General features: G+C 59.3%; 16 protein-coding genes. 5 read left to right on the top strand and 11 right to left on the bottom strand.

Going from position 1 to position 18,802, the window contains the following annotated elements; genetic code table 11:
• Window positions 1–30 precede the first annotated feature (30 nt).
• Together ACEN8E_RS28055 and ACEN8E_RS28050 are read right to left on the bottom strand one after the other, a co-directional pair.
• The gene (locus tag ACEN8E_RS28055; protein WP_495590650.1) at window positions 31–1,407 is read right to left on the bottom strand and encodes a GTPase/DUF3482 domain-containing protein; all 1,377 of its coding nucleotides are present in this window, start codon (window positions 1,405–1,407) and stop codon (window positions 31–33) included.
• Window positions 1,400–2,770 carry a DUF2868 domain-containing protein gene (locus ACEN8E_RS28050; protein ID WP_495590649.1) on the bottom strand — a complete coding sequence of 457 codons (1,371 nt, stop codon included), beginning with the start codon at window positions 2,768–2,770 and terminating at the stop codon, window positions 1,400–1,402. Before ACEN8E_RS28050 ends, ACEN8E_RS28055 begins: the two co-directional genes overlap by 8 nt.
• Window positions 2,771–2,855: 85 nt before the next feature.
• On the opposite strand from ACEN8E_RS28050, the gene ACEN8E_RS28045 reads away from it, so the two are divergent.
• The gene (locus ACEN8E_RS28045) at window positions 2,856–3,368 is read left to right on the top strand and encodes a dihydrofolate reductase (RefSeq protein WP_495590648.1); all 513 of its coding nucleotides are present in this window, start codon (window positions 2,856–2,858) and stop codon (window positions 3,366–3,368) included.
• 49 nt (window positions 3,369–3,417) lie between these two features.
• On the opposite strand, the gene ACEN8E_RS28040 is transcribed toward ACEN8E_RS28045, so the two are convergent.
• A complete protein-coding gene (locus ACEN8E_RS28040) occupies window positions 3,418–4,809 on the bottom strand; it encodes an L-cystine transporter (RefSeq protein WP_495590647.1) in 1,392 nt (463 codons plus the stop codon).
• Window positions 4,810–5,052: 243 nt separating this feature from the next.
• Between ACEN8E_RS28040 and ACEN8E_RS28035 the strand changes: the two genes are divergently transcribed.
• Window positions 5,053–6,108: an HAD family hydrolase gene (locus tag ACEN8E_RS28035; RefSeq protein WP_495590646.1), complete on the top strand. Its 1,056-nt coding sequence runs from the start codon at window positions 5,053–5,055 to the stop codon at window positions 6,106–6,108.
• A gap of 553 nt (window positions 6,109–6,661) precedes the next feature.
• Entirely contained in the window at window positions 6,662–6,910 is a 249-nt protein-coding gene (locus ACEN8E_RS28030) for a DUF6124 family protein (RefSeq protein ID WP_495590645.1), read from the top strand.
• A gap of 173 nt (window positions 6,911–7,083) precedes the next feature.
• Here the strand turns inward: ACEN8E_RS28030 and ilvD are convergent, their stop codons facing one another.
• From ilvD to ACEN8E_RS28005, 5 genes are all read right to left on the bottom strand, one after another.
• A complete protein-coding gene (ilvD, locus tag ACEN8E_RS28025) occupies window positions 7,084–8,925 on the bottom strand; it encodes a dihydroxy-acid dehydratase (RefSeq protein WP_495590644.1) in 1,842 nt (613 codons plus the stop codon).
• 259 nt (window positions 8,926–9,184) lie between these two features.
• Complete coding sequence (locus ACEN8E_RS28020; RefSeq protein WP_495590643.1) at window positions 9,185–10,390, bottom strand: multidrug effflux MFS transporter; 1,206 nt, start codon at window positions 10,388–10,390, stop codon at window positions 9,185–9,187.
• The gene (locus ACEN8E_RS28015; protein WP_495590642.1) at window positions 10,383–11,348 is read right to left on the bottom strand and encodes a diiron oxygenase; all 966 of its coding nucleotides are present in this window, start codon (window positions 11,346–11,348) and stop codon (window positions 10,383–10,385) included. The genes ACEN8E_RS28020 and ACEN8E_RS28015 overlap by 8 nt, the downstream gene beginning before the upstream one ends.
• Window positions 11,345–12,424 (bottom strand): SagB family peptide dehydrogenase, encoded by a 1,080-nt coding sequence (locus ACEN8E_RS28010; protein WP_495590641.1) that lies wholly within the window; start codon window positions 12,422–12,424, stop codon window positions 11,345–11,347. Before ACEN8E_RS28010 ends, ACEN8E_RS28015 begins: the two co-directional genes overlap by 4 nt.
• Before the next feature lie 411 nt (window positions 12,425–12,835).
• Entirely contained in the window at window positions 12,836–14,032 is a 1,197-nt protein-coding gene (locus ACEN8E_RS28005; RefSeq protein ID WP_096514378.1) for a class I SAM-dependent rRNA methyltransferase, read from the bottom strand.
• A 176-nt stretch (window positions 14,033–14,208) separates the two neighbouring features.
• Between ACEN8E_RS28005 and ACEN8E_RS28000 the strand changes: the two genes are divergently transcribed.
• Both ACEN8E_RS28000 and mutM read left to right on the top strand, forming a co-directional pair.
• A complete protein-coding gene (locus tag ACEN8E_RS28000; protein WP_495590640.1) occupies window positions 14,209–15,078 on the top strand; it encodes an HDOD domain-containing protein in 870 nt (289 codons plus the stop codon).
• Window positions 15,079–15,120: 42 nt separating this feature from the next.
• Window positions 15,121–15,933 (top strand): bifunctional DNA-formamidopyrimidine glycosylase/DNA-(apurinic or apyrimidinic site) lyase, encoded by an 813-nt coding sequence (mutM, locus tag ACEN8E_RS27995; RefSeq protein ID WP_495590639.1) that lies wholly within the window; start codon window positions 15,121–15,123, stop codon window positions 15,931–15,933.
• A 124-nt stretch (window positions 15,934–16,057) separates the two neighbouring features.
• On the opposite strand, the gene ACEN8E_RS27990 is transcribed toward mutM, so the two are convergent.
• From ACEN8E_RS27990 to ACEN8E_RS27980, 3 genes are all read right to left on the bottom strand, one after another.
• Window positions 16,058–16,309, bottom strand: a complete 252-nt coding sequence (locus ACEN8E_RS27990) for a YfhL family 4Fe-4S dicluster ferredoxin (RefSeq protein ID WP_003195146.1) — start codon at window positions 16,307–16,309, stop codon at window positions 16,058–16,060.
• A 180-nt stretch (window positions 16,310–16,489) separates the two neighbouring features.
• Entirely contained in the window at window positions 16,490–16,969 is a 480-nt protein-coding gene (gene coaD / locus ACEN8E_RS27985) for a pantetheine-phosphate adenylyltransferase (protein WP_007939322.1), read from the bottom strand.
• A gap of 115 nt (window positions 16,970–17,084) precedes the next feature.
• Window positions 17,085–18,680 (bottom strand): GMC family oxidoreductase, encoded by a 1,596-nt coding sequence (locus ACEN8E_RS27980; RefSeq protein ID WP_495590638.1) that lies wholly within the window; start codon window positions 18,678–18,680, stop codon window positions 17,085–17,087.
• Window positions 18,681–18,802 lie beyond the last annotated feature (122 nt).

Below are 18,802 nucleotides of genomic sequence, written 5' to 3'. Positions count from 1 at the left end.
GAGAGTGGCAGGGGGTTGGATTTTGCAAGGCTAAAGCTGCTGCGCCAACGCCTCAACCTGTTCCTGCCGCTCCGCCTGATTCAACTTTGGATGTGGATTCAACGACGACCACTGCGGATGTGCTCGTGCCTTGTTCAACGCTTCGGGCAGTTTGCCTTCGCGCCAGCTCTTGTCCTGGGGCGTGGCCACCTGAATGCTGTCCATCGCCGCATGCCCGCGGGTGTTCAGCGCTTGCAGCAATTGCCGCTGGCGTAGCGCCAACAGGCGCAGAACGTTGTCATCCACCGTCAGTTCGCGCTGGCCCTTGATCTTGCCGAGCAAGCGGCTGCCATAACTGCGTGCGGTTTGCAGGGCACCGCCAGCGATGGCCCCCGCCAGTGCCGCCGCACCCAGGGTAATCCCGCCCACCAGCAGATCGACCCCGGCTCCCGCAGCAGCACCCGCGGCGATACCGCCACCCACGCGCACGCCCAGTTGCTTGAGGGTTTCCGGGTTGAACAGGTCATCGCCCCAACGACCGTCGAGCAGCGGCAAATCACTGGCCGCGGCATCCTGTGGACGGAAGGCATAGAGCTTGAGCAGGGCCTCGACGCAACGCTGCTCACGCTGGCGTACAGCTTTGCGCAGTTCGCTGATCGCCTGTTGTTCCTGCTCGGCTTCACTGACCACGCTGCGTCGGCAAGCTGCGCAATCGATCAGTAATTCGGCTATCAATCGCTCGGCACTTTGATGGCGAGTCAGACGCTGGGCCTGCTGATCGGCGATCAGGCGTTCGAGTTGCGGCCGGGCCGTTTCCAGCAGCAGGGCGAGACTTTCATAGAGGCGCCGCTCGCCATCTTCCGGTGGCGCGACACTGTCGAAACGCACCAAGGCATGCAGGCCCAGCCGCGCCAGCGCTTCACGCCAGGCCGGTTCGCGGTGGTTGGCGCTGCTGACGAAATTCAGCACCGGCAGCAAGGGCTTGCCGCAACCGGCCAGCACTTCCAGCTCGTCGCGATACTTGGCCAGCACCGGTTCCCGGGCGTCGATCACGTAGAGCCCGACATCCGACGCCAGCAACTGGCGCAGCACCTTGGCTTCCTGTTCGAACCGTTGCCGGGCTTCGCTGCCCTCAAGGAAACGCGCCAGGCGAGCCGGGCCGTCGAGGCGTTCGCCCGGACGCTCCAGGCGTTCGAGGTAATCGAGCAGGGCGATGGCGTCTTCCAGACCCGGGGTGTCGTAGAGATCGAGCAGTGGTTCGCCGTCTACCGAAAGACGGGCGCCTTCGACGTGCCGTGTAGTGCTGGGGCGATGGGACACTTCACCGAAGCCGACGTCGCGGGTCAGGGTGCGCAGCAACGAGGTCTTGCCGACGTTGGTGTGGCCGACGACGGCGAGTTTCAGAGGCTGCTTGCGGGTGTCAGTCATGGCCCGTCTCCAGCCAGTTCATCGGTGCGCAATCGGCAAACGGCAGCTCAAGTTGTTGCAGCGCCACGTGCCAGTCGCCGAGGCGTTCGGCATCCAGTGCTTCACCGGGCGGTGCCTGCAACAACCACACGCGGGTGGCGCTGGCGCTGCGGGCCAGTTCGGCAATCAAGGCCAGGCTGCCGCGATCCGGCGAGCGTTGTGGATCGCAGGCGATGGCCAGGCGCGCCGGAGGAAAGCGACTCAGTTGTTCGAGGAGCTTGTGCCGCGATTCACGACTGTCGAGGATGCCGGCGTTACTGACGTTTTTCGGCAATTGCGGTGGCCATGGGCGTTGGTCGTCCAGTTCGATGGCGACCAACAGCGCGCCGTCGCTTTGCTGCCCGGTGACACCGTTTTCCACGCGATGCAGTTGCGCCGGTGCCGCATCGCTGACGCCAAGGCGCTCGCTGGTGGGCATCAGGCGTTCGCGCAGTTGCACGTATCCGGGCAGGTTCAAATCCAGACGCAGCGCCGTTTGCCCCGTCTTCCAGCGCCACAGGCAAAACAGCGCGAGCAGCAGGCGTGGCAAAACGCCGTAGACCAGCAGTACCCCCACCAGCCAGGCGGCCCAGGCCTGGCGGGCACTCTCTATGTTCAGTGCGGCATCGCCGCTGGCACGGATCATCTCCTCGGTCGGCACGCTGAAACCGAGCAGTGCCGGCAGCGCGCCCAGCGCCTGAGTGACGGCGATAAAGGTGTCGGCACTGAGGATAGTGGTCTCCCAGACGAAGCCGTAGCGTCGGGTCGCCATCAGCGTCAGCAAAATGACCAGGGCGCTGAGCATCGCCAGCAACCACAGGCTGTTGACCAGCACGCCGATGGCCCAGCGATTGAGTTTCTGGCGTTGCAGCAACAGGAGCAGGGCCGGTGCCAATTGTGCGGCCTTGGCGTCCCGGGCGAGCTTTTCACTCAGCCACAGCCACAGTCGCCCGAGACTGGCGCCGTGTTCGCCGGCAAACACCAGCCCCAAGGCCCAGCTCAGCAGCAGGATAAGATTCAGCCCGAGCAGGCTGCCCAAGGCCCAGAACACATTCACCGGGTGCAGGCCGTCACCCATTGCCGCGAAGGCCAGGCCGGCGCCACTGACCACGGCCAGCACCGCCAATACGATCAGCGCCAGTCGTGCACCTTGCAGCCAGTGTTGGAGGGCCGCGGCCAGGCCATCGCGTTCGGCCAGCCACAGGGCCCGGCGTTGAATGCGCGACGGCAAATCGCCGCCGGCGCTGCGGGCGATCCGGTTGGCTTCAAGGTCTTCCAGGGGACCTGCGTGTTCTTCGCGCAGGCGAATGGTTTCCGTCAGCCAGAGGGTATTGAGTTCAGTCACGCGGCATCCCGTCGCTTCATTGAGCAGAGAGCATAACCGCTGTGGCGCTTATCGGCGAAAGCGAGGCTCTGGTATCCTCGCCGACATGACTAAATCACTCCCCCTCAGCCTGATCGCAGCCCTCGGTGAAAACCGTGTGATCGGCGTCGACAACAGCATGCCCTGGCACCTGCCGGGGGACTTCAAATACTTCAAGGCCACCACCCTCGGCAAGCCGATCATCATGGGTCGCAAGACCTGGGATTCCCTCGGTCGCCCGTTGCCGGGCCGCTTGAACATCGTGGTCAGCCGTCAGGCGGATCTGCTTCTGGAGGGCGCGGAGGTTTATCCGTCGCTGGAGGCCGCCGTCGTTCGTGCTGAAGCATGGGCGAAGGAGCAGGGCGTCGATGAGTTGATGCTGATTGGTGGTGCGCAGTTGTATGCGCAAGGCCTGGCGCAGGCTGATCGGTTGTACCTGACCCGCGTGGCGCTGAGCCCGGAAGGGGATGCGTGGTTTCCGGAGTTTGATTTGAAGCAGTGGAAGCTGGTTTCCAACATCGAAAATCCAGCTATGGATGACAAACCAGCGTACAACTTCGAAGTTTGGGAAAAGGCTTAAAAGCATCGCGGGCTTGCCCGCGATGAGGCCCGCCCAGTCGCTAAAGTACTTAAGCGTGAGCCAACGCCGAATGCTCATCCGCATCCAGCAGCGCCTTATCGGTCTGCTGCATCACCTGGCTGGTAATCGCACCCGCCGTCATCGAACCACTGACGTTCAACGCGGTACGCCCCATATCAATCAATGGCTCGACCGAAATCAGCAACGCCACCAGTGACACCGGCAAGCCCATCGCCGGCAGCACGATCAATGCAGCAAAGGTCGCGCCGCCACCCACTCCGGCCACGCCGGCCGAGCTCAGCGTGACAATCGCCACCAGCGTCGCGATCCACAATGGGTCCAGCGGGTTGACGCCCACCGTCGGCGCCACCATCACTGCCAACATCGCCGGATACAGACCGGCACAGCCGTTCTGGCCGATGGTCGCGCCGAACGACGCAGCAAAACTGGCGATGGACTGCGGGATACCCAGGCGACTGGTTTGCGCTTCGATGCTCAAAGGAATCGTCGCGGCGCTGGAGCGGCTGGTGAAGGCAAACGTCAGCACCGGCCAGACCTTGCGGAAGAAGCGCAGCGGATTGATCCCGGCAACCGACACCAGCACACCATGCACCACGAACATCAGGCCCAGGCCGATATAGGACACCACCACAAAACTGCCGAGCTTGATGATGTCTTGCAGGTTGGAACCAGCGACCACCTTGGTCATCAGTGCCAGCACGCCGTACGGGGTCAGCTTCATCACCAGGCGCACCAGGCGCATCACCCAGGCTTGCAGGGTGTCGATGGCGCTGATCACTTTCTGACCTTTCTCGGCATCATCCTTGAGCAGTTGCAGCGCGGCGACACCCAGGAAAGCAGCGAAAATCACCACGCTGATGATCGACGTCGGCTTGGCCCGCGCCAGATCGGCGAACGGGTTTTGCGGAATGAACGACAGCAGCAGCTGCGGCACATTCAGGTCGGCGACCTTGCCGGCGTAATCGCTCTGGATGGTTTGCAGGCGCGCCATTTCCTGGGTGCCGGCCACCAGGCCTTCGGCGGTCAGGCCGAACAGGTTGGTCAGGCCGATGCCGATCAGCGCCGCAATGGCCGTGGTGAACAGCAGCGTGCCGATGGTCAGGAAGCTGATCTTGCCCAGCGACGAAGCGTTGTGCAGACGGGCAACGGCACTGAGGATCGAGGCGAACACCAGCGGGATCACGATCATTTGCAGCAATTGCACATAACCGTTGCCCACCAGATCGAACCAGCCGATCGAGGCTTTCAGCACCGGGTTGCCGGCACCGTAGACCGTGTGCAGTGCCACACCGAATGCCACGCCCAGTACCAGCGCGAGCAGGACTTTTTTCGCCAGGCTCCAGGTGGTGTGGCGGGTTTGCGCCAGGCCGAAGAGCAAAACGAGGAACACCAGCAGATTGAGGATCAGCGGCAGATTCATGAGAACTCCGAGTGAGACTTGTACCAGCCACCTTCCGGGGCAGCTGCGAACCGGCAAGCCTAACAGCTTGAAAACTAATGAATTAATATCAAAAACGTATGGTAGCCGTCGTTTTTGGAATAAGCGGATGTCGCTGTCAGAAATGCAACTGACGCGAAAGGGACGCGGACGGTCGCTGACAGACGAGGACTGTCACACTTATTTGTTAGCGTCGATCTCTTTCACATTCAGGGAGAAACGCCAATGAAGTTCGCACCGAAATTACTGGCTGCAGCACTTTGCCTGGGCCTTGCCGGCCAGGTTTTCGCAACGGATCTGAAACACTGGCCAGCCGATCAGGCCAAGGCACTGGACGCGATGATCGCGGCCAACGCCAACAAGGGTAACTACGCGGTGTTCGACATGGACAACACCAGTTACCGCTATGACCTGGAAGAGTCGTTGCTGCCGTTCATGGAGAACAAAGGCCTGATCACCCGCGACAAGCTCGACCCCTCCCTGAAGCTGATGCCGTTCAAGGACACCGCCGACCACAAGGAAAGCCTGTTCAGCTACTACTACCGCCTCTGTGAAGTCGACGACATGGTTTGCTATCCATGGGTCGCCCAAGTCTTCTCCGGCTTTACGCTCAAGGAACTCAAGGGCTACGTCGACGAGATGATGGCGTCCGGCAAACCGGTGCCGGCCACTTATTACGAAGGCGATGTGGTCAAGAAGCTCGACGTCAACCCGCCGAAAATCTTCACCGGCCAGCAAGAGCTGTACAACAAACTGATGGAGAACGGCATCGAGGTCTATGTGATGACCGCCGCCTCCGAAGAACTGGTGCGCATGGTCGCGGCCGATCCGAAGTACGGCTACAACGTAAAACCGCAGAACGTGATCGGCGTGTCGTTGCTGCTCAAGGACCCGAAGACGGGCGAACTGACTACTGCGCGCAAGCAGGTCACTGCCGGCAAATATGACGAGAAGGCCAACCTCGGCCTTGAACTGACCCCGTACCTGTGGACCCCGGCGACCTGGATGGCCGGCAAGCAGGCGGCAATCCTGACTTACATCGACGAGTGGAAAAAACCGGTGCTGGTCGGTGGCGACACCCCGAGCAGCGATGGCTACATGCTGTTCCACAGTGTTGACGTGGCCAAGGGCGGCATCCACCTGTGGGTCAATCGCAAAGACAAATACATGACCCAGATCAACGGCATGATGGCCAAGCACGCTGCGGCCCAGGCCAAGGAAGGGCTCACCGTGACTGCCGACAAGAACTGGGTGGTCGTGAAGCCTGAAGAAATCCAGTAAGGGTTTTGATTCCCTGTAGGAGCGAGCCTGCTCGCGATGGTCGTTAACGATGACGCGTGCTGTCTGATTTGACGCGGTGTCCTTGCGTCCATCGCGAGCAAGCTCGCTCCTACAGTTTGATCGGTGTTGTTCCCCAATCCAGTGTTCAAAGCAGATCCATTGTGGGAGCGAGCCTGCTCGCGAAGAGGCCAGCCAGTACAATGAAAGCCTCTGCTTGATCGCCATCCTCTGACAGTCGCAACCTACGCTTTCTTGCGTAAGGGACTACGACTACGCCAGAATCCGCCGGCTTGTGCGCCTTACTCCCGGACTCTACCGTCTACCTGTCACTGAACATCAGTGATCGGGTTTGGTAGCCCGGCGGTGTAGGGTGCAAAGCATCATGATTTGCAGACGCTCTTACGTCCCTGCTTTTTATGGTGGTCATGCACAGGGCGCTTTCGGGCGCGCCGGTTTCCTTACACCCCGGTCTACCAACCTGCGCATGGCCGCCACCCTTCGTTTGGTAGCGAGGGTGATGGCTCCTTGTCTTATGGTGTAAGGAGTTTTATCAATGCTAAAAATCACCCCCGATCCTCCGCGCAAACCCAGCCGAACATTCCTGATCGCACCCGGCCTCGACACCGAAACCCTGTTGGCCCACGCCTGCGAATCCCTCGCCTCGGCTAATGTCATGGCCAGCGATTTCGCCGGCCTGCTGGAAGGCTCCCAACGCAGCACGATGCTGGGGATTGCGCAGGTCATCATGTTGGGTGAGCTGGCGGTGAATCAGGCCCTCGATAATCTCGATCCACAAAATTAACTTGTAGGAGCGAGCCTGCTCGCGATGGTCGTCAACGATGACGCTGGAAGCCTGACACCCAGCGGCGTTCTCCAGTCCATCGCGAGCAGGCTCGCTCCTACAGGTGAAAGGTGACCGGCAGAAACAAAAATGCCCCGCACTTGGCGGGGCATTTTTTGTTCAACGGTTAAGCCTTACAGCCCGTCGAGCATTGCCTTGTTACGCACCGCACCCTTGTCGGCGCTGGTCGCCAGCAGGGCGTAGGCTTTCAGCGCGGTGGTCACTTTACGTGGACGCACTTCCACCGGTTTCCAGCCTTTCTTGTCCTGCTCGACACGGCGTGCCGCCAGTTCTTCGTCGCTGACCAACAGGTTGATCGAGCGGTTCGGAATGTCGATCAGAACTTTGTCGCCGTCCTGCACCAGGCCGATCGCACCGCCGGCAGCGGCTTCAGGCGAAGCGTGGCCGATGGACAGACCCGAGGTGCCGCCGGAGAAGCGGCCGTCGGTGAGCAGGGCACAGGCTTTGCCCAGGCCTTTGGACTTCAGGTACGACGTCGGGTAGAGCATTTCCTGCATGCCCGGGCCGCCTTTCGGGCCTTCGTAGCGAATGATGACGATGTCGCCTTCTTTCACTTCGTCGGCGAGGATGCCGCGTACGGCGCTGTCCTGGCTTTCGAAGATCTTCGCGTTGCCTTCGAACACGTGGATCGACTCGTCGACGCCCGCGGTTTTCACCACGCAACCGTCCAGGGCGATGTTGCCGTACAGCACGGCCAGGCCGCCTTCTTGCGAGTAGGCGTGCTCGACACTGCGGATGCAGCCGTTTTCACGGTCGTCGTCCAGGGTTTCCCAACGGGTCGACTGGCTGAACGCGGTTTGCGTCGGGATGCCCGCAGGGCCGGCCTTGAAGAAGTGATGCACGGCTTCGTCGTCGGTTTGGGTGATGTCCCACTTGGCGATGGCTTCTTCCATGCTGCGGCTGTGCACGGTCGGCAACTGTGTGTGCAGCAGACCGCCACGGGCCAGCGAGCCGAGGATGCTGAAGATGCCGCCAGCGCGGTGCACGTCTTCCATGTGGTACTTCTGGATGTTCGGTGCGACCTTGCACAGTTGCGGTACGTTGCGCGAAAGACGGTCGATGTCGCGCAGGTCGAAATCGATCTCGGCTTCCTGGGCGGCGGCCAGCAAGTGCAGGATGGTGTTGGTGGAACCGCCCATGGCGATGTCCAGGGTCATGGCGTTCTCGAACGCCTGGAAGTTGGCAATGTTGCGCGGCAGCACCGACTGATCGTTCTCGCCGTAGTAACGCTTGCACAGCTCGACGATGGTGCGGCCGGCCTGCAGGAACAGCTGCTCGCGGTCACTGTGGGTGGCCAGGGTCGAACCGTTGCCCGGCAAGGCCAGGCCCAGGGCTTCAACCAGGCAGTTCATCGAGTTGGCGGTGAACATGCCGGAGCACGAGCCACAAGTCGGGCAAGCGCTGCGCTCGTACTCAGCGACTTTCTCGTCAGAAGCGCTGGAGTCGGCGGCGATCACCATGGCGTCGACCAGGTCGAGACCGTGGCTGGCCAGTTTGGTCTTGCCGGCTTCCATCGGGCCGCCGGACACGAAGATCACCGGGATGTTCAGGCGCAGGGACGCCATCAGCATGCCGGGGGTGATCTTGTCGCAGTTGGAGATGCACACGATGGCGTCGGCGCAGTGGGCGTTGACCATGTACTCGACGGAGTCGGCGATGATCTCGCGGCTCGGCAGCGAATAGAGCATGCCGTCGTGGCCCATGGCGATGCCGTCATCGACAGCGATGGTGTTGAATTCTTTTGCCACACCGCCAGCGCGTTCGATCTCGCGGGCGACCAGTTGGCCCAGGTCCTTGAGGTGCACGTGGCCCGGTACGAACTGGGTGAACGAGTTGGCAATGGCGATGATCGGCTTCTTGAAGTCGTCATCTTTCATCCCCGTGGCGCGCCACAGTGCGCGGGCGCCGGCCATGTTGCGGCCGTGGGTGGATGTTTTCGAGCGGTAATCAGGCATGAAGCACTCCGGGCGGCTAATCAGGTATCAAAAGGGAAGTGAGCTTCTATTGACGTCTGGAACACCCGGAAATGGCCGTGTGTCCGGAAGTTGCCGATAACTTTGCGGGATCGCCGCGCGCTTCAGCTTGAGCTCATAAACCCGCCGGGGGATGACTGGCGATGAATGTTCGCGATTCTACACGGCTGGCGGCTGGAGGGAATGGCTGCAAGCGTTGATCCGGTGGTGATGGAGGTTGTGGGATGACGACTGGCAGGTATTACTCGCTACTCATTGCCTGATGCCGCCGCATGATCAGTGCATTGAGAACAAGGCCCACCGTGCTTAGCGCTAGAAAGCTCAGTGCCAGGGTCATTTGCAGTTGGCTTTGACTCAGATTGATCAGGGCGCTAATCAGACCTCCGAAGATAAAAATCAGCGTATTCCCAGCCGATGCAGAAGTGCCCGCGCTGTCCGGGAATATCTCCATGGCATTGGACGTCGCGACCGGTCGGGCGATGGTCGTGCCCGCTGTACATATGATCATCGGAATCAACACACTTAGGGTCGAAAGCTCAAACAGACTTGAGAACAAAAGCATCACCAGCCCCGAGAAAAAAATCAGCCCCAGGCCCACGATAATCTGAGTGTTGGATGCGAGCCGGCGGGCGAGAATGCGGGCGACGATACCGCCAACGATATAAGCCACACCATAGAGCAGCAGGGTTAGTGAAAACTCGTACGGCGAAAGCCGTAGTTGCTCCATGAAGATCAGCGGAGAAACAACAATGAAGGAAAAGTGGCAAGTGAATGCAATCGCTGCGATCAGCCAATAGCCGATGAAACCGGCGTCGCGACAGACCATTCGGTAGGAATGGAGAATGCCTTGACGTGGAGTTACAACGGGTTGCTGATTTTCAAGAAAGAAACAAGCCTTGAGAAACACAGCGACAGCCAGAGCAATAAAAGCAATGAAGCTCCCGGGCCAGTCCAGTGCTTGTTGCAGCAAGGAGCCCAACAGTGGCGAAACGGAAATGCAAATCCCGCTGACGGTGACCATCAAGATCCGCAGATGATCGCGTTCCTTTCCGTGGAATAAATCCTGAACCAGGGCTTGTGAGAGCACGAAACAGCCGCAGCCAATTGCCTGGATCAAACGGAACATCAGAAACCAGGCGTATTCGGTCGAGAAGACGCAACCTACGGCACCTATTATCGAGACTGCCATTCCAGCCAGCAGCAGGCCCTTGCGTCCGATGATATCCGAGAGTGGCCCGATCAATAGTTGCGACAGGGAAATGCCGACTGCAAACAGGCTGATGGAGAATGCGATGTCGGCTGGTGTGGTCCGGAAATGTCCCGCCAGCGCCGGGAAGGACGGTAGCAAGACATCAAGGGGGAAGACCCCGAGCAGCACCATGGTCATCAGCATGGTGACCGCCGCCCGACGGTTTTTGACACTGACTGCAACTGTTGCTTCAGTCATCGACTAGTCCCGCCATGGAGAAAAGTTGCCGGTTGGCTGGCAGATCGAAGAACCTGGCCTTTTTCAGTGCTTTCAGTGTGGCATCGGCACCGGATCGGGCGCGTAGAAGGCATGCATGAGGTCCCACCAGATCGAAGAGAATTTGCTCGATAGTCGTTTCGTCCAGTCCAACACTACTTAGGCTTTCTCTCAGCCATTGTTCGTCGACTTCAAAAAAAATCAGGAGCGTTTCCAAAACTACTCTGGCTACGAATGCCCGTTGATCGCTGTTCAGGTGCAGCCACAGATAATGGAACACCTCGGAAAAATAGCGACTGTGCCGCGCCTCGTCAGCGAGGTGGTCTCGGAGCATGGCCTGAACGCTGCTCACCAAAACGTCGCGGCAAACTTCGAGCAATTCCTTGGCGATAATTGTCTCTGAAACGAAGCCGATCATGAACCACGCCAGCGCCTTGTGCTTGTCCGGCGTGCGGCCGAGCAGGGCGTTCAATTGGACTATCCGCTGAGGCATGACTGGTCGATCGGTCATGCCGTAGAACTCGGCAATTTGCTCGGCGAGGCTATTGGAGAACGGCGCATGATAACCCTCATCGGTGTAGAGCTGCAGCGCTGACGTTTTCATCGTAGGTGGAATGGAAATACCGAGTTCGTTATGGACGATGATTTCGACGGACCGGTTGACAATACGGTGTTCTAGCAAGGTGGTGTAGTCGAGGAAATACACCAAGTGGTTTGCGGATAGGCGATGAGAGAGTGCTCTATCTGCTGATTTGATCACCGGGTGATTCAGGTAGGGGAGAAAAGCAGGCGGGAACCAGTGCCGGGTTTCCAGTTGTTCTTCTATGTCCGAAGGCAATGAATAGCATTGCTCGCTGGCTCGGACTGAAGCTCTGGTGTTCCAGTTGCCGAGGGTGAAGCGCTGGGGCCCCGAGACTAGGTCAATGAGGGGCTTTTTCATTGTTCTTGTCCTCGGCCGCTCAGTAGTGATTTCATTTCCTCGCACATCACTTGCCCGTCACTTTTTCCGCAGCCGACAAAAAACAACGCTTGCTCTGGACTATCTTCAAGACCCAACACCGCTTCGACCTGATCGTCCGCCAATGCGCCGGTCAACCAAGTGTTCAATCCCAACGAAGTGGCCACCAATTGGAAGGTCTGGGAAATATGACCTGCTTCAACGTAAGCCATTCGGTAGGCCCGCGAATGCTCATATTTCCACCAAAGTTTGTCGAATCGGCAGGTGATGAAAAGTCCGACTGGCAGGTTGTTGATGAAATGTTGGCCGCACAAAAGGTGCCCCATAGGCTGACAAGGCAACGAGCCAATGAAACCCAGCGCGTGCTCCCTGGGGTGATATGCGTAGAGACCAGGGCTCAAACCGTTAACGTGTTGAACTTGAAGAAAGCCCTCGCAGGCATTCAGTCCGCCGCCGGATGGGCTGCTTCGTCGAGCGCCGAGGGCTTCAACAACAACTTCGTCGATGTCGTTTTCTCGTTCCTGCAAATAGCCGAGTGATAGGTAAAGGAGCGTACTTACCTCTTCAAGGGAAACGGCCTCACCTGTGAAGGAACGACAAGTTTTTCGGTCAATCAGGACGTTTGAAAGAGAAACTTCCGGGAAGCGAGAGGGGGGTGGAAGGACAATCAGTTCGCGTGCCACGCATTCCGAGAATCTGGCTCTAGGGGCTGGAGTGGTGAGTACACTTGTGCAATGGTCGAGGTATAGTCTTGACCAATCATGAACATTTTGGGGGACGTTGTCGCAAGGGATGTTCTTAGTGCCAATATGAAATATTTTTGATAGTTCATCCCAGCCCCATTCAATATCATCGAATGTGGAGGTTGTAAGAATTCCTGCATTGAGTAATTGAAGGTCAATTGTATTTAGTTGGTTGAAGTTTTTTGGGTTTTCGATTAATTCGGATAGTCGAATTGAATACGCAGGATTGAGTTCAAATTGCTTGTGATTTTTGTAATCCCAAACTATCTGGCCGGGTGTGCGCGGAAGTATGAACAAATAAGGATTTATCTGCATTTTGTTGGTTCTCTGGATAAGGCCATAGAAAACGCTGGGTAGCCGGCACTCCCCAGCGCTTCATCTACTTAGCGGGCTTTTGGGGCAACCAGAAAAGCCAGGTTGGCGATGTTGGAAGCTTCCAGAGTAATTGCTTTCATTTTTTGGAACTCCTTATTCTATTTAAAGTGTGTCACTTCGTAGTGACAAATCAATCATAGATATGAGCTGGGATTTTTCAATAGAATATTAAGTAAGGGGTTTCTGGTATTAGTGTCGGAGTCGTCCTACGCTTGGGCAGGTTTTGTAAGCTCTGTCCGACAAAGAATTCAAAGCAGTATAGAGAGGTGTCTCAGAAGGACTGCTGGAGTAGGAGAATGGTAGTAGGTGGAAAAAAGGAGAGCCAATTGGCCCCCCTTCAAAATAAAGCTATCAGCTATTCGGCAACAACCGGCAAGTAATGCTCTTGATATAACGTGTTTCCGGGATGGCCGGATGCACCGGATGATCCGGACCCTGACCGCCGCGTTCGAGCATCTGGATGTTGCGGTCCAGGTGACGGGCGCTGGTCAGCAGGATGTTCTGCAGGTCGTCTTCCGGCAGGTGCATCGAGCAGGATGCGCTGAACAGGATGCCGTCCTTGGTCAGCAGGCGCATGGCTTGCTCGTTCAGGCGGCGGTAGGCGCCTTCGCCGTTCTTCATGTCTTTCTTGCGTTTGATGAACGCCGGCGGGTCGGCCACGATTACGTCGAAGCGTTCTTCGCTGGCCTTCAGTTCTTTGAGGGCTTCGAACACGTCGCCTTCGATGCAGGTCATCTTTTCGGCGAAGCCGTTCAGCGCGGCGTTGCGCTCGACGCCGTCGAGGGCGAAAGCCGAGGCATCGACGCAGAACACTTCACTGGCGCCGAACGCGGCAGCTTGAACGCCCCAGCCGCCAATGTAGCTGTAGAGGTCAAGTACGCGCTTGCCCTTGGCATAAGGCGCCAGGCGTGCGCGGTTCATGCGGTGGTCGTAGAACCAACCGGTTTTCTGACCCTGGATGACGGGGGCTTCGAACTTCACGCCGTTCTCTTCGAGGGCAACCCACTCCGGCACCAGGCCGAATACGGTTTCGACGTAGCGGTTGAGGCCTTCGGCATCACGGGCAGCGGAGTCGTTCTTGAACAGGATGCCGCTTGGCTTGAGCACTTGGGTCAGCGCCGCGATCACGTCGTCTTTATGGGCTTCCATGGTCGCCGAAGCGATCTGCACCACCAGGATGTCGCCGAAACGGTCAACCACCAGGCCTGGCAACAGGTCGGAATCGCCGTAGACCAGGCGATAGAACGGTTTGTCGAACAGACGATCGCGCAGGGACAGGGCCACGTTCAGGCGGTGCACCAGCAGCGATTTGTCCAGCGGCAGCTTGATGTCGCGCGACAGTACGCGGGCGCAGATCAGGTTGTTCGGGCTCATGGCAACGATGCCCAGCGGCTTGCCGCCGGCGGCTTCGAGGATCGCCTGGTCGCCGGCCTTGAAACCGTGCAAAGGCGTAGCGGCTACATCGATTTCGTTGCTGTAGACCCACAAGTGGCCGTTGCGCAGACGGCGGTCGGCGTTGGCTTTGAGGCGCAGGCTAGGCAGGGACATGACGTCGCTCCGGAAAAAAGAGCGGGAGTATAGCCTGTTGCGCAAGGCCTCGGCAGGGTGGATGGACATGCGGTGGGCAGGGCCCGGCCGGATGAAACTTCAGGCGATGAAACGTACAAGGTTTCGGATCCAACTGTTAGAAGCTAGAATCTGCGCCTGACCCAGAGTGTGTACTTATGTCCCAAGAGCTGACTTCCGAACAGATCCAACAAGCCCTGCAGGGCATCAGCGTACCGGCCCAGCCGCAAATCATGGTGGATTTGCAGATGGAGCAGTACATGCCCGACCCGGATCTGGAAGTCATCGCCAAGCTGATCTCCCAGGACCCGGGCCTTTCCGGTTCCTTGTTGAAAATCGTCAATTCGCCGTATTACGGGCTGAGCAACAAGATTGCTTCGATCCAGCGTGCGGTGAATCTGCTGGGCAGCCGCTCGATCATCAACCTGATCAACGCGCAGTCGATCAAGGGCGAGATGAATGACGACACCATTGTCACCCTCAATCGTTTCTGGGACACCGCCCAGGACGTGGCAATGACCTGCCTGACCCTGGCCAAGCGTATCGGCATTGAAAACGGCGATGAAGCGTACGCGCTGGGTTTGTTCCACGACTGCGGAGTGCCCCTGATGCTCCAGCGTTTTCCCGACTACATGGGTGTTCTGGAGCAGGCCTATGCCAACGCCAGTGCCGAATGCCGGGTGGTGGACACGGAGAATCGGGTGTTCAATACCAATCATTCGGTGGTCGGGTATTTCACCGCCAAGTCCTGGCGCCTGCCGGAGCACGTGAGCGCTGCGATTGCCAATCACCACAATGCCCTGGCGATCTTCGGCGATGAATCTTCGCGCAACAGTTCGTTGAAGAACCTGTTGGCGATCCTGAAGATGGCCGAGCACATTTGCGCGTCGTACCGGGTGCTGGGCAATCAGACCGAAGATCACGAGTGGAACAGCATCGCGCCGCTGGTGCTCGATTATGTCGGCCTCTCGGACTACGACTTCGAGACCCTCAAGCAGACGATCCGCGACCTCGGCACTCATCGCTGAGTGTCGGAACTTTCCAGGCCATGAGCCTGATCCGAGAGCACCATGCCTGAATTGCCAGAAGTCGAAACCACCCGTCGCGGCATCGCGCCGTACCTGGAAGGCCAGCGTGTCAGCCGGGTGATCGTGCGTGATCGCCGCTTGCGCTGGCCAATCCCCGAAGACCTCGATGTGCGGTTGTCCGGGCAGCGCATCGTACTGGTGGAGCGGCGCGCCAAATACCTGCTGATCAATGCCGAAGTCGGCACCTTGATCAGCCATTTGGGCATGTCAGGCAATTTGCGTCTGGTGGAGGCCGGATTGCCGGCGGCCAAGCATGAGCATGTGGACATCGAGCTGGAGTCGGGCCTGGCCCTGCGTTACACCGACCCGAGGCGCTTCGGTGCAATGCTCTGGAGCCTCGATCCGCTCAATCATGAATTGCTGATCCGCCTGGGGCCGGAACCTCTGACCGACCTGTTCGACGGCGAGCGCCTGTTCCAGCTGTCCCGTGGGCGTTCGATGGCGGTCAAGCCGTTCATCATGGATAACGCGGTGGTGGTGGGCGTCGGCAATATTTATGCGACCGAAGCGCTGTTCGCCGCTGGAATCGACCCGCGCCGTGAAGCCGGGAGCATTTCCCGTGCGCGTTACTTGAAGCTGGCAATCGAGATCAAGCGCATCCTGGCGGCCGCCATCGAGTGCGGCGGCACCACGTTGCGGGACTTTATTGGTGGTGACGGTCAGCCGGGTTATTTTCAGCAGGAACTGTTCGTGTACGGTCGCGGCGGTGAGCACTGCAAAGTCTGTGGCACGGGCCTGCGGGAAGTGAAGCTGGGGCAGCGCGCCAGCGTTTTTTGCCCGCGCTGTCAGAGCTGACCGTCAGTTAGCGCATCGCTGAGGCTGATGACGTCATCGCGGGCAAGCCCGCTCCCACAAGGACCGCATAAATCCTGTGGGAGCGGGCTTGCCCGCGATGGGGTCGGAACAGGCGCTGGAAGACTTAAGCCTTACCGGTAATCTTGCGGTACTTCTCCATCAACTGTTCTTCAGTCTCCGGATGGGCTTCGTCCAGTGGAATGCAATCCACCGGGCAGACCTGCTGGCACTGCGGTTCGTCGTAGTGGCCGACACACTGGGTGCACAGGTTCGGGTCGATCACGTAGATCTCTTCGCCTTGGGAAATGGCGGCGTTCGGGCACTCGGGTTCGCAGACGTCGCAGTTGATGCAATCGTCGGTGATGATCAGGGACATGCTAACTCCAGCCGGGGCGGCAGGCCCGGGCGTAATAAACCAATGCGCTTAATTGTGCCGCATTGGCGCTGTAGGAGCGAGCCTGCTCGCGAAAAACCTGAGAACACCGCGGGGTGTCAGGTTTCCAGCGTTATCGTTGACGTCCATCGCGAGCGGGCTCGCTCCTACAGTTGTGCAGATTTACTTCTTGAAGCGTTCGGTCAGGGCGTCCGCCACCACAGGGTGCACGAACTTGGTGATATCGCCGCCCAGGGCAGCAATTTCACGGACCAGCGTCGAGGAGATGAACGAGTAACGTTCGGACGGGGTCAGGAACAGGCTTTCCACATCCGGTGCCAGCTGGCGGTTCATGTTGGCCAGCTGGAATTCGTATTCGAAGTCCGACACCGCGCGCAATCCACGCAGGAACACGTTGGCATTCTGCTCTTTGGCGAAGTGCGCCAGCAGCGTCGAGAAGCCGACGACTTCAACGTTCGGCAGATGTTTAGTCACCTCGCGCGCCAGTTCTACCCGTTGTTCCAGAGGAAACAGCGGGTTTTTCTTCGGGCTCGCGGCAACGGCGATGATCACGTGATCGAACAGGCGCGAGGCGCGTTCGACCAGATCGCCATGGCCCTTGGTAATAGGGTCGAAGGTACCTGGGTACAACACTCGGTTCATCGCGTCGTCCTGGCGGGAATCCGTTGGGGAGTCGGATGGTATCGCAGCCTTCCCGGTCGGCCAAGTCGCCTGTTGGGTAAGAAAGCACTATAGACGATGGGAATTATCGTCATTTTCATGGTTTTTTTAAACGCATCGCCAGGGATGTCGCCAGTTGCGCCGTCAGTCCGTAGACCGATAGCTGCGGGTTGGCGCCAATGCTGGTGGGGAACAGCGAGCCGTCGTGGATCGACAGATTGCCCAGTTGATGATGCCGGCCGAGGCTGTCGGTCACCGCAGTTTCCGGGCTTTCGCCCATGGCGCAACCGCCCATCACATGGGCGCTGCCAAGGCGTGTGCGGTACAACTCCAGGCTCAGGCTGTCGATCAGCGTGCGGGCTTCGGCGAGGGTCTTCACGTAACGGGCATCGGCGTGCATCGGCATGACGGCCTTGGCGCCACCGGCAAACTGAATCTCGGCCATGGTATGGAACGCCCGGCGTAATCCATCCCAGGCATAAGGCGAGAGCTGATAATCCAGCACCGGCGTGTCGTCGCTGCGCAATTCGACGCTGCCTCCGGGGCTGTCCGGGTGAAATCCGTCCCGCAGCAGCGCCAGCATGGCGTGGGTATGGGGCAGGTCGGCCATGTGCTGCGAGTTTTCCTGGCCAAAACCACCGAGCAGCGTCGTGGCCAGCGCCGGGTGCAGGGGCGGGACTTCCAGTTTGTAGGACATCTTGCCGGTGGTGCCGTCCTGCCATTGGAAATGGTCGGAATAGATCGACTGCGGCGCGCCGTAGAACGGGTTGACCACTTCGTCGAACACCGCGGCGGACATGTTCACCGGGTGCAGGAACGTACGTTTTCCAAGGCGCTTGTGCGGGTCGGGTGCCCCGGAGCGCATCAGCAAGGCCGGGCTGTTGATGCCGCCACCGGCCAGCACGAAATGCCGCGCCCTGACCGTGATGGTGCGCCCGGTCGGTGCGACGCAGCGTTCGTCCATCGCCGAGCATTGCAGGCCGGTAACCTTGTCGCCGCTGATCATGAGTTTTTCGGCTCGGGCCAGGTAAAGCAGTTCGCCGCCTTTTTCCAGGGTGGCTGGAATGGTGGTGATCATCATCGATTGCTTGGCGTTGGTCGGGCAGCCCATGCCGCAGTATCCGAGGTTCCAGCAACCGCGAACATTGCGCGGGATGACGTGCCAGCTGTAGCCCAGCGCCTGGCAGCCCTTGCGGATCACGTCATTGTTGGCGTTGGGTGGCACCATCCACGGCGCGACGCCCAGGCGTTGCTCCATCTTCTCGAACCACGGCGCCATTTCCGCCGGGCTGTGGCCCTTGACGTTGTGCTCTTTGGCCCAGTGTTCCAGGGTTGGCTCCGGGGTGCGGAAGCTGGAGGTCCAGTTGATCAACGTGGTGCCACCCACCGCCCGGCCCTGGAGGATGGTGATCGCCCCGTCCTTGCTCATGCGGCCGATGCCTTCCTGATAAAGGCTGGCGTAGGCCTGGTCTTCGAGCATCTTGAAGTCGCTGCTGGTCTTGAGCGGGCCTTCCTCGATCAACAACACCTTGTAGCCGGCCGCGCTGAGGATTTCAGCCGTGGTGCCGCCGCCGGCACCGCTGCCGATGATCGCCACATCCGCTTCGAGTGTCAGGTCCTGGGTCAGTTGCGAGCCGTCGTAGGTTTTCCAGCCTCGGGCCATGCCTTCGCGGAACGGGTCGGGTACGGGCATCTTAGGGTTCTCTTGTTGTTATGGTCTGGACGCAGTGGCGTTAATGAGATTGCCTTCGCGAGCAGGCTCGCTCCCACAGGGGAACGCGCAACTCGTTGTGGGAGCGAGCCTGCTCGCGAAAG

The sequence above is a fragment of the Pseudomonas sp. Pseusp9 genome (assembly GCF_059491265.1).
The sequence above is the reverse complement of the archived record's forward strand: the minus strand, read 5'-3'. Positions and strand labels throughout refer to the sequence as shown.

What these genes read in the sequence shown, in the direction of transcription:
- ACEN8E_RS28055 (WP_495590650.1), bottom strand. Translation starts at nt 1,407, where the DNA reads ATGACTGACACCCGCAAGCAGCCTCTGAAACTCGCCGTCGTCGGCCAC.
- ACEN8E_RS28045 (WP_495590648.1), top strand. Translation starts at nt 2,856, where the DNA reads ATGACTAAATCACTCCCCCTCAGCCTGATCGCAGCCCTCGGTGAAAAC.
- ACEN8E_RS28040 (WP_495590647.1), bottom strand. Translation starts at nt 4,809, where the DNA reads ATGAATCTGCCGCTGATCCTCAATCTGCTGGTGTTCCTCGTTTTGCTC.
- ACEN8E_RS28035 (WP_495590646.1), top strand. Translation starts at nt 5,053, where the DNA reads ATGAAGTTCGCACCGAAATTACTGGCTGCAGCACTTTGCCTGGGCCTT.
- ACEN8E_RS28030 (WP_495590645.1), top strand. Translation starts at nt 6,662, where the DNA reads ATGCTAAAAATCACCCCCGATCCTCCGCGCAAACCCAGCCGAACATTC.
- ilvD (WP_495590644.1), bottom strand. Translation starts at nt 8,925, where the DNA reads ATGCCTGATTACCGCTCGAAAACATCCACCCACGGCCGCAACATGGCC.
- ACEN8E_RS28020 (WP_495590643.1), bottom strand. Translation starts at nt 10,390, where the DNA reads ATGACTGAAGCAACAGTTGCAGTCAGTGTCAAAAACCGTCGGGCGGCG.
- ACEN8E_RS28015 (WP_495590642.1), bottom strand. Translation starts at nt 11,348, where the DNA reads ATGAAAAAGCCCCTCATTGACCTAGTCTCGGGGCCCCAGCGCTTCACC.
- ACEN8E_RS28010 (WP_495590641.1), bottom strand. Translation starts at nt 12,424, where the DNA reads ATGCAGATAAATCCTTATTTGTTCATACTTCCGCGCACACCCGGCCAG.
- ACEN8E_RS28005 (WP_096514378.1), bottom strand. Translation starts at nt 14,032, where the DNA reads ATGTCCCTGCCTAGCCTGCGCCTCAAAGCCAACGCCGACCGCCGTCTG.
- ACEN8E_RS28000 (WP_495590640.1), top strand. Translation starts at nt 14,209, where the DNA reads ATGTCCCAAGAGCTGACTTCCGAACAGATCCAACAAGCCCTGCAGGGC.
- mutM (WP_495590639.1), top strand. Translation starts at nt 15,121, where the DNA reads ATGCCTGAATTGCCAGAAGTCGAAACCACCCGTCGCGGCATCGCGCCG.
- ACEN8E_RS27990 (WP_003195146.1), bottom strand. Translation starts at nt 16,309, where the DNA reads ATGTCCCTGATCATCACCGACGATTGCATCAACTGCGACGTCTGCGAA.
- coaD (WP_007939322.1), bottom strand. Translation starts at nt 16,969, where the DNA reads ATGAACCGAGTGTTGTACCCAGGTACCTTCGACCCTATTACCAAGGGC.
- ACEN8E_RS27980 (WP_495590638.1), bottom strand. Translation starts at nt 18,680, where the DNA reads ATGCCCGTACCCGACCCGTTCCGCGAAGGCATGGCCCGAGGCTGGAAA.